The sequence below is a fragment of the Paracoccus saliphilus genome, assembly GCF_028553805.1.
Lineage (GTDB): Bacteria > Pseudomonadota > Alphaproteobacteria > Rhodobacterales > Rhodobacteraceae > Paracoccus > Paracoccus saliphilus.
This window is the reverse complement of record NZ_CP067140.1, coordinates 2,944,593-2,956,839: the sequence shown is the minus strand read 5'-3', so window position 1 is coordinate 2,956,839 and position 12,247 is coordinate 2,944,593. Positions and strand designations below refer to the sequence as shown.

General features: G+C 55.4%; 13 protein-coding genes. 5 read left to right on the top strand and 8 right to left on the bottom strand.

The genetic code is table 11. From position 1 onward, the window contains the following. Positions 1-65: 65 nt before the first annotated feature. Genes JHX88_RS14275 through JHX88_RS14255 form a run of 5 tightly spaced genes read right to left on the bottom strand, consistent with a single transcriptional unit; the run spans position 66 to position 4,419 of the window. Positions 66-365 carry a PAAR domain-containing protein gene (locus JHX88_RS14275; protein ID WP_076523726.1) on the bottom strand — a complete coding sequence of 100 codons (300 nt, stop codon included), beginning with the start codon at positions 363-365 and terminating at the stop codon, positions 66-68. A 2-nt stretch (positions 366-367) separates the two neighbouring features. Continuing rightward, positions 368-1,003, bottom strand: a complete 636-nt coding sequence (locus JHX88_RS14270) for a hypothetical protein (RefSeq protein WP_141225758.1) — start codon at positions 1,001-1,003, stop codon at positions 368-370. Continuing rightward, positions 1,000-1,806 (bottom strand): hypothetical protein, encoded by an 807-nt coding sequence (locus JHX88_RS14265; RefSeq protein ID WP_141225757.1) that lies wholly within the window; start codon positions 1,804-1,806, stop codon positions 1,000-1,002. Before JHX88_RS14265 ends, JHX88_RS14270 begins: the two co-directional genes overlap by 4 nt. Beyond that, positions 1,806-2,267 (bottom strand): hypothetical protein, encoded by a 462-nt coding sequence (locus tag JHX88_RS14260; RefSeq protein ID WP_141225756.1) that lies wholly within the window; start codon positions 2,265-2,267, stop codon positions 1,806-1,808. The genes JHX88_RS14265 and JHX88_RS14260 overlap by 1 nt, the downstream gene beginning before the upstream one ends. Before the next feature lie 16 nt (positions 2,268-2,283). Continuing rightward, the gene (locus tag JHX88_RS14255) at positions 2,284-4,419 is read right to left on the bottom strand and encodes a type VI secretion system Vgr family protein (protein ID WP_076523722.1); all 2,136 of its coding nucleotides are present in this window, start codon (positions 4,417-4,419) and stop codon (positions 2,284-2,286) included. A gap of 719 nt (positions 4,420-5,138) precedes the next feature. On the opposite strand from JHX88_RS14255, the gene JHX88_RS14250 reads away from it, so the two are divergent. Further along, positions 5,139-5,888, top strand: a complete 750-nt coding sequence (locus JHX88_RS14250) for a hypothetical protein (RefSeq protein WP_272848037.1) — start codon at positions 5,139-5,141, stop codon at positions 5,886-5,888. Between the two features lie 554 nt (positions 5,889-6,442). Here the strand turns inward: JHX88_RS14250 and JHX88_RS14245 are convergent. Next, on the bottom strand, positions 6,443-6,688 hold the full coding sequence (locus JHX88_RS14245; RefSeq protein ID WP_076523718.1) for a hypothetical protein: 246 nt from the start codon (positions 6,686-6,688) through the stop codon (positions 6,443-6,445). A gap of 248 nt (positions 6,689-6,936) precedes the next feature. Between JHX88_RS14245 and nhaC the strand changes: the two genes are divergently transcribed. Continuing rightward, positions 6,937-8,466 (top strand): Na+/H+ antiporter NhaC, encoded by a 1,530-nt coding sequence (gene nhaC, locus JHX88_RS14240; protein WP_076523716.1) that lies wholly within the window; start codon positions 6,937-6,939, stop codon positions 8,464-8,466. Between the two features lie 219 nt (positions 8,467-8,685). Then, positions 8,686-8,841 (top strand): hypothetical protein, encoded by a 156-nt coding sequence (locus tag JHX88_RS14235; RefSeq protein ID WP_176011399.1) that lies wholly within the window; start codon positions 8,686-8,688, stop codon positions 8,839-8,841. 89 nt (positions 8,842-8,930) lie between these two features. Here JHX88_RS14235 and bfr read toward each other — a convergent pair whose 3' ends face one another. Beyond that, positions 8,931-9,416, bottom strand: a complete 486-nt coding sequence (bfr, locus tag JHX88_RS14230) for a bacterioferritin (protein WP_076523712.1) — start codon at positions 9,414-9,416, stop codon at positions 8,931-8,933. Continuing rightward, positions 9,364-9,657 (bottom strand): (2Fe-2S)-binding protein, encoded by a 294-nt coding sequence (locus JHX88_RS14225; RefSeq protein ID WP_076523710.1) that lies wholly within the window; start codon positions 9,655-9,657, stop codon positions 9,364-9,366. The genes bfr and JHX88_RS14225 overlap by 53 nt, the downstream gene beginning before the upstream one ends. Positions 9,658-9,804: 147 nt before the next feature. Between JHX88_RS14225 and queA the strand changes: the two genes are divergently transcribed. Both queA and JHX88_RS14215 read left to right on the top strand, forming a co-directional pair. After that, positions 9,805-10,851, top strand: a complete 1,047-nt coding sequence (gene queA / locus JHX88_RS14220) for a tRNA preQ1(34) S-adenosylmethionine ribosyltransferase-isomerase QueA (protein WP_076523708.1) — start codon at positions 9,805-9,807, stop codon at positions 10,849-10,851. 91 nt (positions 10,852-10,942) lie between these two features. After that, a complete protein-coding gene (locus JHX88_RS14215) occupies positions 10,943-12,247 on the top strand; it encodes an MFS transporter (RefSeq protein ID WP_076523706.1) in 1,305 nt (434 codons plus the stop codon).

Here is a 12,247-nt window from a genome sequence, read left to right as displayed (position 1 = left end):
GTCCGCATGAGTTATCGCATTTGAATGACTTGGCATCCGGCGAGCAACTGTCCGCTAAATCTCTGTTAATCCCCGACGAAAACAGTTGATGATCCTGCATCGGCCGCGCCACCACAGGAGATGGAATCTCCGACCCGACCAGCAGGCTTACCGTTGATGAAGACCGAGCCGGACCCACCCGCGAGTTCGCGCGGATGCGAGGGGGCAGGGCATGACGGGCAGCCATGAGGCGCATAAGCATCGCCTTGCCGCACGGCAGGAACGCCATCGATATTCACATCGGGAGAGGCCTCGGTGCTGGGGGTTGGTGGAAAGTGGCAATCGTGGCCGGAGCCGATATCGCCTAGGCGGGTGGAAGGGGGCATGGCTATTTTGACCGCTGTTCAGCTTCGGGTTGCATGAGACCGATTTTGGGGTGAGATAAAAATTTCAGAAAAGCATCTGGTAGACTGTTCAGTTGCTCCAAAGAGCAATCCATTTTGATGCTACCTGGACGCGCAGCTATAGACACACATAATTGAATATAATTAATGTGTTCATCCGTGAGAGCGGACGACAATCTTCTCTCCGAAAGTAAAAATTTTGGATTATTCAACCGTGCTGCAATCAGAAATACCGGGTCCGGTGATAAAGAAGTACAGGCTTTTTCCCATCCATACCAAATTTTCTGCTCAGTTGCCTCCGAGCACCAGGATAGAAACGACGCTCCAATCTGGGTCCATCCGGACGCTTCGCACAATCTTCCCCACGATTCAGCAGGTACGGATTGTAATTCACGCATTAGTGTAGTTTCTGCCTCACTAAGCATCTTATTGATAGATTCTTTGCGGCGCTCGTTAGAATTCATCGTGAAACGTACCGCTATACTGGCATTGGCGTGAACAATTCGCCACAAATCCGGCAGACTTTTCCCGCTTTCGGACAAAACAGCACCTTTTAATGCAGGTGTGTTTGTGTAAGCGTCAGCATCATCCGATCTTCGATTTTTGTCGTTTTGAGTCATGGCAGCATTCTCATGGGATTGAAGCCAGTCTCCGAAAGCGAACACCCAATCGGTGGTAGCGCCGCTAAATACGGATGGAGATTCAAGATTTCTCTATATGGTTGATCATAACTCGGAGACTGACCTTCAATCTGGCAACGCAAATTCGCCGCTGCCCCAAGCTCCAGATAGAGGTTGCGTGGAGTTTCTACGCTCCACACTCCCGCTGAAATGCCAATACCAGCTCCTACGAGGCCATCTCCAGTGTTCGCGATTTGAGATGGTCCAAATATTTTATCTCCGATCAACCCTTCATATCCTTCTATGAAATAGATTGAAGCAGCGCCGGACATCTCTATCTCTGCTCCAGCAATAGCGCCTGGCATGCCTGCCAAGTCATCAAAAGAAAAGGGGATGTCTGCACGAATAAGCTGGGGAATGGATTGTCCCATGCGTTCATATAATTCTATGCCGCTACCTGTCTGGTTCTGCTCTACCTCCATTCTGGTGGCGTCAGTAACCTTTTTTGCATTTCCAACCTGTTCGCTGAATTTCTCAATAGTCAGTGCATCTCTAGCAGTTCCTCCAACCGCCTTGAATATCTTTCCAATTGGCAGGCTCAAAGAAAGGCCGCAGCTATAAATATTCGCAATGCCAATTGCCAGGCTATCCAAGCCAAGAAATATAAAACTGTGATATCCACAAGCTAAGGAGAGGCTGCCGTCATAAGAAACCAACCACCGAAGTGATTTTGTATTGGAGCGTCCAACCCAGGCTTCCGGATTCATGGGGTTGTTTCCGTAAGGAAAGCTGTTTTCCGACATTATTTTTCTCGTTCTACTTCTAGTAGACAGTAATTATTTTCGCGAAATTTGATCGCAACATAGGGGCAGTCATTCCAATGTTCCGTTAGGCATTCTTGTTCAGGCGTGGCTATTTCTTCAAGGCTGCATTTTTCATTTTTACATATGTTTGTGTATATTTTTCCAGTTGGAAAGTGGCCGACCGTAACTGCTGTCTTATTTCGCGGCAGTTTCAAGCTTTCAAATGAGTTAATCAACGTAAGCTGTTGCTCTCGATCGCCAGATGACGGCTGCTTGGAGATTGTCATCTCTCCTGCCTCTAGCATTATGTCGGTATATTTAGAGTATTCTGTTTGAGAACAGGAAATATGGCCTTGCGTTGATACAAGCACATCACCTTGACTTCCTATCCATAAGCGCACACCAGCGTAAGCCGATAAGGCCAATAAAACAAGAAGGGCATACGTTGCAATTTTTTTCATGACTACGCTTCAAAGATTAGTTCAGGTTTATTTTTGAGGCCTTCGCTGAAATTTCGTTGCCGCCAAGTATTTCTATTCCATTTGAGAAATCCAGATAGAGAGTGTCTCCACTCAATCTTATAAAGCCGTCTGAGGTCATTCGGAGTTCGGTTTTTCCGACACGTGCCTGAAATTCTCCATTGGAAGTAAACGCCATGACGTCACCAGAATCAATCGACACATGGGAGCCTGAAACTATTTGATAAGAATGCCCTGCTTGCTCCGTAATAGTGCTTCCAACATTGACAGTTTTTGTGACTCCGATAAATTGTGATTTTACACCAGCGGTTGCCTCATTGATAGCTTGGTCTGCGACGAGAGAGTAGACTCCTCGCCCTAGCTGCTTAACCCCTGGTATAGGCAACTTCGCGGCAATATCGGATATCCCTTCCACAAACTTACGATAAGCGTCATTCAGAGTGCGGCCGATTCCACTTGGTCCGACATGTAAATAAACATTGCCGTGCACAGTTTCATCGTGGTTCCCATCTACTTCAATCACCTTGTGATTACCTACCGACTGTACCCAGTTATTATCAATTCGCTCGGTGTGATTGTTGTTTGTTTTTTCGTTTCTATCCTTTTGGGCGTGAACGAAGATTTCTTCTTTGTCTTTTTCATCCTCGAAACGCAGTTCATTAAACCCGTCACCTTGATGTGTATCCGTCCTGAAGGTCGAGCGCGTCTTATGTCGCGGCAACTCGTACGGCACTTTGTTCTTGCCGTTATAGACACAGCCCGTCACCAATGGCTTGTCCGGATCACCTTCGAGGAATTCGACCACCACCTCCATGCCGATCCGTGGGATTACCATCCCGCCCCAGCCGTTGCCTGACCAGTTCTGACTGACCCGGCAGCGCATCGAGTAGGCGTTCTTCAGATCCCAATGGAACTGCACGAGGATGCGGCCATATTCGTCGCAATCGATCTCGCTTTCGCCCACGACCATCGCGGTCTGCGGGCCATGGATGCGCGTCTGCGGCGTACGCTTTGGCGGCACCATCGGCGCCGTGTCAGGCATGAGCGTATATGCGCCGGAGTAACTGTAGCCGTCGCTTTCCTGCCCGCCCGAACCATAGGCCTCGCTGACGAAACTGTGGGTCGCCGAGAGGCAAAGATAAGTCTCGCCATGACCGGGCACCTTGTCGCCACCCAGCTTGACGCGTAGCCCCGCCGACAGGCTCACGCAATCGCCCACGGCCCGGTTTCGGTGATCGGCGCCGCGTTCCTGTTGCGTACGCATACGCGCGACATCCTTGCCAAGGCGTTCACTGGAGGTGTCTTCTCCGGCCTGAACTTCGCTGGCGCGCAGGAAATCGCCGGGATAATCGAAGGCTTCGATCCGGCCTTCCGGATAGATGGCATCGCCAGTGCGGGCCGCCTCCATCGACATGTCCGGATGCTTGAAATTGTAATCGGTCAGCTTGATCGCGCCGGTGGTGATGTTCCGTTCGGGCGACCATTCCCAGAAATGCTCCTGATCGTAATTGTGATGACGATCGGCGGGCTTGAAGGGGCGCTCTCCAATGAGTGGATGGTTCAGCTCGTCATCGGTCAGCACCATGCTGTGACTGCCCATCGCATGCCGGAAATGGAAGCTGATCCCGTGCCGCTCGAGCTGGCGACGGATGAAATCGAGATCGCTCTCCCCGTACTGCACGACATATTCATGCTTCGGATATTCATTGGCGAGCTTGATCTCCAGGGCCGGATCACCGAGATGGCCGTAATCCGCAAGCACTTCCCGGACAATCTGGTCCACTGACTTGTCGTGGAAAATCCTCTGGTTGCGCCGCTTTCCGGCCAGCCAGAACCAGGGGCGCAATGTGAGACTGTAGCGATGCCCGTTCTCTCCCGCACCGTTCCAGCGCGCCTGCGTCACGATCCCGTCGAAGGGCCGCATCTCGTCATGCGCCTCGATCTCGACGGTTGCATGGGTGCCCAACAGCTTGTCGAAATCCAGATCGTCACGCGTGGCGAGCGCATCGACCCGGAACTCGAAAAGATCGTTCAGATATTCCGTGCCCTCGAAACGCAGAAGGACCAATATATCCTTGCCTAACGCGGTGGTGAGACGGCCCAAGCGCTCGGCCTGCTTGAATGGGGCATTCATGAATTAAGCTCCCGGTAATCAACTCGCGACAAATATGAAGCATAGAATGGAATCGAATTGCCGCGAAGTCCACCATTCCGCGTTTGCCGCTCATCGCATGTGGAACGGTGGTCGTCCGTGATCGAGTTGTGGAGGCTCGTACATGGCGTCCGCAGGTCATGTCACCATGTGCCGAAGCTGTCATGGCCGTTCATTGCTCGGTAGGTTGCTAGTAGCAACGGCTACTACGACAACATGGGGAGTTTTCTGCATGTGCACTTGACCATCCCTTGACATCCTTTGATAACAATGTGGCGCAATGGATGCATAATTCGTAATTTTTGTACTCTGTGGTGTACCGTAGCCGAGCGCTCGTGAATAAGGGATCGCGCGAATGCCGTCCTTAATGGAAGAAAGCAGAGAAGAGTGAGGGCCGTATGGCGTATAGAATATTAATACTTGGAGCTTCCTATGGTTCGCTATTGGGTACAAAACTGGCGATAGCGGGCCATGAGGTAGATCTGGTATGCCGCTCGGCCACAGCGAATCTCATCAACGAGAATGGCACGGAAGTTCGAATCCAGCTACGAGGTGAAGACGCACATCGTGCGATCCGGTCGGTGGATTTGCCCGGCCGAGTCGGTGCTGTCACGCCGGATCAGGTCACGCCGACAGAATATGACATGATCGCACTGGCTATGCAGGAGCCGCAATATGGGGCTCCCGGAGTGAGGCCGCTAATGACCGATATCGCACGTTCTGGACGTCCGTGCCTATCGATCATGAACATGCCGCCCTTGCCGTTCCTTCGTCGGATCAAGGGGATCGACCATGCGATGCTGGAGGAAGCCTATTCCGCACCGCGGGTTTGGGATGGCTTTGAACCGGGACTTATGAGTCTTTGTAGCCCCGATCCGCAGGCCTTCCGGCCGCCCGATGAGGGGGCCAACATATTGCATGTCGGCCTGCCAACGAATTTCAAGGCGGCTGCTTTCGCGGATGACGCCCATAACCGGATGTTGCGCCAGATGGAGGACGACATTGCCGGAGTAACGCTCGACGGCAAGGACGTGCCGGTGAAGCTGAGGGTCTTCGATTCGCTCTTCGTGCCGCTGGCGAAATGGTCGATGCTGCTGACAGGCAACTATCGTTGCATCACGCCCGGTGACGCGCGGGCCATCCGTGAAGCCGTGCATGCGGATGCCGAGAAATCGCGGGCCATCTATGGCCATGTTGATGCTGTCGCACGCAAACTGGGAGCCGATTCCGCGGATCAGGTGCCATTCGATAAATATGCGAAGGCAGCGGAAGGGCTGCTGAAACCTTCTTCGGCGGCGCGTGCCGTTTACGAGGGGGCGACGGAAATCGAACGGGTCGACAAGATCGTGCAGAAGCTGGGTGAGGCCGTGGATATGCCCTCCGCAGATATCGACGAAATCGTCTCCGTGGTTGATGCGAAGCTTGCGCAGAACGTCAAGAAATCCGCCTAAAGCGGTTCCAGTTCCCGTTGAATCGTTTGGGGGGTCCACAAGGTTTGATTTCTGATTCATCCTTTGCTGGACGGCAGTTTATTGGCCAAGCAGATGCTTATTTTCCGCCCTTTGCGGAAGCGGTCGCAACGTGCTTTAAAATGGCCTTGCGAATGAGTTCTGCGAGCGTTCCGAGCGATCACGACCAGTCATGTCACCATGCGCCGAAGCTGCTACGGCTGTCCAATTCGCGACACCTTGCCAGTAGCAGCTCTGGCCATCTGGCATTCTGGCCTCTTGATGGCAACGGGTTTCATGCGGGTTTCAGGCGCGGTCAATAGGATGGAATGGCTTGGGCCGATCTGAGGGCATAATGAAACCCCAAGACGTAGCCAATGCAGCGCATTTCGGATGATTTGCGTTTCCCTGCAATGGCTTGGTAAGATCGGATGGACGATTGAAAATCCGCGTGTCGGTGGTTCGAATCCGCCTCCGGGCACCATTTAACAGCCATCTTGCTGGCTTTTCATTTCCTTGCCTTTCAGTTTCTCGACACGTTTCGCAACATTCTCGTTCTAGTCCTGTTTTGTTCCCCGGCGATCCTGCGCCTCTTTCGCGCGTAACCGCTGACGGCTTGGTTCCGCATGTTTCGCGATCATGATGCTTGTCTTGTGGCCGGTGATTAAGGCAATCATTTCATCACGATATTCAGGCGCCGCTGGTTCGATCGTCACGGCATGCATGCCATGGATATCGTAATCCAGTGCGCGGATGCGTTCCCTAATTTCCCTCACCTTCTTTGCCGCGTAGAAATCCTTCATCCTTGTGCCTCGGGTATGGTGCCGATAGCGTGATGAGGAGAGGAGACAAGGAGGATGAACGCAATCAGTTCGGTGCCCCGCATTCGGGCCATATGGCGGCTGCCAATCTGGCCCGCGTGACAAAATATCCTGCGGATACTGATGCAAATACCTGACACTTCAATGCTTTCGCAGTGTTCGAGTATTGTCGAGGGGCCCGATAGCTATCTGAAGAACACAAACATTTATCTAGAAAGAGGGGAAATATAATGTCGGACAGTGATACCCCGCCGCGGCAACCCGGTTTGTTGCTTGCGCTGACGCCTGTGGTCCTGACGCTCATGTTGCTCGGGCTGCAGCTTTTCTATTTTGGCGATTTCACACCGCATATTCCATTGGCAATCGGCCTCGCGATCACCGGAGCCATCGGGATTTACCTTGGCCATCACTGGCCGGGGCTGGAGCGCGGCGTATTTCATGTAATCAATGTCTCGCTGCCATCGGTCTCGGTATTGATCGTGGTTGGCATGATTATCGGCGTCTGGATCGCGAGTGGAACAGTGCCATCGCTGATCTATTACGGCCTGACGATCCTGTCTCCCAAGATTTTCCTGGCCGCGGCCATGATCATGTGCGCGGTCGTGTCGGTTTCGCTCGGAACCTCCTGGGGCACGGTCGGCACAGTCGGTCTTGCATTGATGGGGATCGGTGCGGGCTTCGATGTTCCTGCTTATTGGACAGCGGGCGCCGTGGTTTCGGGGGCGTTCTTCGGTGACAAGATTTCACCGCTCTCGGACACCACCAACCTTGCACCGGCGGTGACTGCACAGAATGTGTTCGATCACATTCGCAACATGATGCCCACGACGGTTCCGGCAATGCTCATTGCACTGGCAATCTATATTTGGGCGGGTTTCAGTGTCGTTGACGGCAGCAGCACCTCCTTTGAGCGCATCGAGGCGATCACCTCGGCTCTCGAAACCAATTTCATGATCTCGCCCTTGCTGCTGATCCCCGCGTTGCTGGTGATCGTTCTGGCGGTGATGAAGAAGCCACCAATCCCGACGCTGTTCTTCGGTGTCATCGTGGGTGGCCTGACCGCTGTATTGGCTCAGGGAGCGACCCTGCACGAGGTATTCCAGTACTCGAACAGCGGTTATTCCATCGACACCGGCGTCAGCGAGGTCGACAGCCTGCTCAATCGCGGTGGCATCCAGTCGATGATGTGGACGATCTCGCTGATCCTGATTGCGCTTGGGTTCGGCGGTGCGCTTGAGCGGACCGGATGTTTGCAGGCCATCATCAGTGCGATCATCGCCAAGGTTCATAGTTTTGCCGGGATACAAACGGCGGCAACGGGCACTTCGTTTGCAACCAACCTGGTGGCTGGTGATCCGTATCTGTCCATCGCGCTGCCGGGCCGCATGTATGCGCCCGTCTATCGGGGTATGGGTAAATCGACGCTCAACCTGAGCCGTTCGATAGAAGAAGGTGGAACATTGATGTCCCCGATGATCCCGTGGAATGCGGGCGGTGCCTTCGTCATCAGTGCGTTGGGGTTGGGTGTCGCACAGGGAGACCTTCAGAACCTGCTCTATATTCCGTTGTCCTTCGCGTGCTGGATGTCTCCCTTGATCGGTATCCTATACGCTTGGACTGGCTGGTTTCAGCTTCCGGCAAGCGACGTGGAGCGCGCCGATTGGATCGAGAATGATCGTTCGATCACGGATATGAGCGATTTCGGTTACGAGCACCCTACTGGCGAAAGTTCTTCCGCCGCAGCAAACCCGGCGCAATAACCGGCAGACGCAAACCTTGCCCGACCCATGCCCCCGCGCAGTGAAAAAAACATCACTGCGCGGAGCTGGCCAGGGAGTTCAATCTGACCATGGTTGACGCTGCGTAAGGATGCCGGTTTTGTCAACGCTGAGCGGCATCACAAACTCGTGGATCAGTTTTCTGAGAAGGAACTATAGCGCTTCGACCGGTTGAAGAAGGAAGCACAGAAAGGCACCGGCATGTCCGCGCAAAATGTTGCGGCGGCTATTCTATTCTGGCCCGCGGCGGTCGGCAATTACATGAATGGTCAGGACGCGCTCAAAGCTGCTCATGCGCGCGAGGCGGTGCTGGCCAAGCTGGCCGCTCAGAAAGGGTGCCGCTTCGTTTCGGGGTGATCGTCGGTCGCCCATTTCCGGCAAGGATAAGGGGTGCGCCACAAGTCGTAGCGCACCCTCAACGAAATCAGAGCCGTCAGGGCCGCGCCTTATTCCGCCTCATCCGCGGGTTTTGCGTTGAGCTGGCCATATTTCTCGGCGCCGATCGTGCCGTAAAGCTCGATCTGGGTCTCGAGGAAGTCGATATGGCCTTCCTCGTCGGAAATCAGGTCCTCGAAGAGCTGCTTGCTGACGTAATCTCCAACCTTCTCGCAATGATCGCGTGCCTCGATATAGAGCGTGCGCGCGTCATGTTCGCCAGCTATATCCGATTCAAGTGTTTCCTTGAGATTCTGGCCGATCCGCAGCGGGTCGAGCTTTTGCAGATTCGGGTGTCCTTCGAGAAAGATGATTCGCTGGATCAGCCGGTCGGCATGATGCATCTCCTCGATCGATTCAGCGCGCGACTTGTTCGCGATCCGCCCGTAGCCCCAGTCTTCTTGCAGGCGATAATGCAGCCAGTACTGGCTGACCGCCGTCAATTCAGACCGCAGTGCGGCGTTGAGATATTCTATGACCTTTGCGTCGCCCTTCATTTGGGGAGCCCTCCATGCTGCCTGTTTTTGCCCGCAAAATCGGCGGGGCTACACCCAGACTATCGCAGTGACGCATGGTGTCCAGAAACAGCGGCATGCAACTGCCACAATCTGCACGTTTCCCAAGGGCGTGATAGACCTTGCCCGGTGTGATGATCGTCTGCGGATCGGCTGCACGCATCCAGTCGATGGCGGCGCGGATGTCGTGATCCGAGATTTGCGTGCAGTGGCAGACAATCATGGGCAAGCTCCTGTAGCGAAACTCCTACCAAAATTGTCGGTCATGTAAAGGCCGAGTTTTTCACTTTGTCTTTATGGCGGTGAAATCTCTTGCAATTTGATATACAGTCAACTTGACCGGGGGTGCTGACCGGCGCAAAAGCGCTTCATGAAGCTCTCCGATTTCGATTTCGACCTGCCCGAGGAACTTATCGCAACACGCCCCGCGCGGCCGCGCAGTTCCGCACGCCTGCTTTTGGCCGAAGCAGATGGGATCGCGGACCGGCATGTCCATGATCTGCCGCAGATTCTGCGCCCCGGCGACCTTCTGGTGCTGAATGACACAAAGGTCATCCCGGCGCGCCTGACCGGAACCCGCACAAGGCAGACGGGGCAGGGCGATGCGGTGGCAAAGATCGAGGTGACGCTTCTGGAACCCGCCGCGGACGGCTGGCAGGCGCTGGCCAAGCCGCTGCGCAAGCTGCGCGAGGGCGAGGTGATCCGTTTTGGCGAAGCCCTGTCCGCCGAGATCGTCGAGATCGCGGATGGCGGGTTGCGCCTGCGCTTCGATGCCGAGGGTGATGCCTTCGATGCGGCACTGACGGAGGTCGGGGCGATGCCATTGCCGCCCTATATCGCCTCGCTGCGCCCGCCCGACGAACAGGACCGTCAGGACTATCAGACTGTCTGGGCCCATCGTCAGGGCGCCGTCGCCGCGCCGACGGCCAGCCTGCATTTCGATGCCCCCCTGCTGGAGGCGCTGGAGGCACGCGGGATCGAATTCGTCCATGTCACCCTGCATGTCGGCGCGGGCACATTCCTGCCGGTCAAGGTCGAGGACGTGGCCACCCACAAGATGCATGCCGAATGGGGCGAGGTGAGCGAGGCTGCCGCGGCCAGCATCAACGCCGCGAAAAAGCAGGGACGCCGGGTCATTCCGGTCGGCACGACCGCGCTGCGGCTGATCGAATCGGCGGCGACGGAAGAGGGGCGAGTTCGACCCTTTGCCGCCACGACCGAGATCTTCATCTATCCCGGTTATCACTTCAGGGTGAGCGATGGGCTGATGACCAATTTCCACCTGCCGAAATCGACCCTGCTCATGCTGGTCTCGGCGCTTATGGGAATGGATAAAATTCAACGTATTTATTCCCATGCCGTCACCCGGGAATATCGATTCTTCAGTTATGGAGATGCGTCACTTCTGTTACCCTGAAGTTGAATCCGTGCTGGAATGCGCCCCTGTTCGCGATTAGGGCAGGACGCTTGATTCTTCCGGCACAAGACAACGAGGGACGGGTTTCGATATGAGTTCGGTAATGCGCAGCACATGGCCGTTGTTGCTTGGGGTCCTGTTGCTGATGGTCGGCAACGGGATGCACGGCACCTTGCTGGGTATCCGTGGCGGAATCGAGAATATCGCGACCTTCCAGATGTCGGTGGTCATGGCCGGATATTACGGCGGCTTCCTGCTTGGCAGTCTGACGGTGCCCGGAATCATCCAGAATGTCGGCCATGTCCGTGTCTTCGCGGCGCTTGGTTCGATGATATCGGCGGTGCTGGTGCTGTTTGCCATCGGGCCGAACTGGATTTCCTGGACGATCCTGCGCTTCCTGATCGGCTTCTGCTTCTGCGGCGTCTATGTGACGGCGGAAAGCTGGCTGAACGAGGCGTCGACCAATGAAAACCGCGGCAAGACGCTGGCGGCCTATATGGTCGTGCAGCTTCTGGGGATCGTCTCGGCGCAGGCCTTGCTGAATGTGGGCGATCCGGCGGGCTTCCTGCTTTTCGCCATCCCCTCGGTCCTGGTCTCTCTCGCCTTCACGCCGATCCTTCTCTCAGCACGTCCCGCCCCGTCATTCGAAACGATCAAGCGAATGTCTTTCCGAGAGCTTTACCTAGCTTCTCCATTGGGCTGCGTGGGTGTCTTCCTGATGGGCGGCGTGTTTGCCGCTCTGTCAGGGATGTCCTCGGTCTGGGGGGCCGAGATCGGGCTGTCGGTTGCCCAGATTTCCTTCTTCGTGGCGGCGATCTATACAGGGGGACTGGTGCTGCAATACCCGCTCGGTTGGGTTTCGGATCGCTTCGACCGACGCAAGCTGGTCTTGTTGCTGGCCGCGATCGGGGCGTTGACGACATTGTTCGTGGTGGTGGCCCAGCCCGGCACATTCGGGCTGGCGCTTGCAGGGGCCGTGCTGGGCGGCGTGGCGCATCCGATCCATGCGATGCTACTGGCCTATACGAATGATTACCTCGATCAGTCGGACATGGCCTCGGCCTCGGCCGGGCTGCTGTTCATCTATGGTGTCGGCTCGCTTGGTGGCCCGCTCATTACCGGTTGGCTGATGGGGGTGGTCGGCCCGGACGGGTATTGGATCTACATGGGGGCATTGCTGGTATTGGTGACGGTTTACGCCGGTTGGCGGATGACACGCCGCCCCGCATTGTCTACTGACGAGCAGGGCAGCTATGCCGCTATCGGCACCAATGTCACGGCGCTGGCGCTCGAAGCTGCCTTCGACGAAGCGCAATCCGACACCCCTGCCTCCGAGGACGAGGACGCGGAGGCGGCTGAACACGCCGAAGAAGGGAAGCCACCCTCGACAGGTTGA

Coding starts and splice junctions, on each gene's coding strand:
- JHX88_RS14275 (WP_076523726.1), bottom strand. CDS start 365: ATGCCCCCTTCCACCCGCCTAGGCGATATCGGCTCCGGCCACGATTGC.
- JHX88_RS14270 (WP_141225758.1), bottom strand. CDS start 1,003: ATGACTCAAAACGACAAAAATCGAAGATCGGATGATGCTGACGCTTAC.
- JHX88_RS14265 (WP_141225757.1), bottom strand. CDS start 1,806: ATGTCGGAAAACAGCTTTCCTTACGGAAACAACCCCATGAATCCGGAA.
- JHX88_RS14260 (WP_141225756.1), bottom strand. CDS start 2,267: ATGAAAAAAATTGCAACGTATGCCCTTCTTGTTTTATTGGCCTTATCG.
- JHX88_RS14255 (WP_076523722.1), bottom strand. CDS start 4,419: ATGAATGCCCCATTCAAGCAGGCCGAGCGCTTGGGCCGTCTCACCACC.
- JHX88_RS14250 (WP_272848037.1), top strand. CDS start 5,139: ATGACCGATATCGCACGTTCTGGACGTCCGTGCCTATCGATCATGAAC.
- JHX88_RS14245 (WP_076523718.1), bottom strand. CDS start 6,688: ATGAAGGATTTCTACGCGGCAAAGAAGGTGAGGGAAATTAGGGAACGC.
- nhaC (WP_076523716.1), top strand. CDS start 6,937: ATGTCGGACAGTGATACCCCGCCGCGGCAACCCGGTTTGTTGCTTGCG.
- JHX88_RS14235 (WP_176011399.1), top strand. CDS start 8,686: ATGTCCGCGCAAAATGTTGCGGCGGCTATTCTATTCTGGCCCGCGGCG.
- bfr (WP_076523712.1), bottom strand. CDS start 9,416: ATGAAGGGCGACGCAAAGGTCATAGAATATCTCAACGCCGCACTGCGG.
- JHX88_RS14225 (WP_076523710.1), bottom strand. CDS start 9,657: ATGATTGTCTGCCACTGCACGCAAATCTCGGATCACGACATCCGCGCC.
- queA (WP_076523708.1), top strand. CDS start 9,805: ATGAAGCTCTCCGATTTCGATTTCGACCTGCCCGAGGAACTTATCGCA.
- JHX88_RS14215 (WP_076523706.1), top strand. CDS start 10,943: ATGAGTTCGGTAATGCGCAGCACATGGCCGTTGTTGCTTGGGGTCCTG.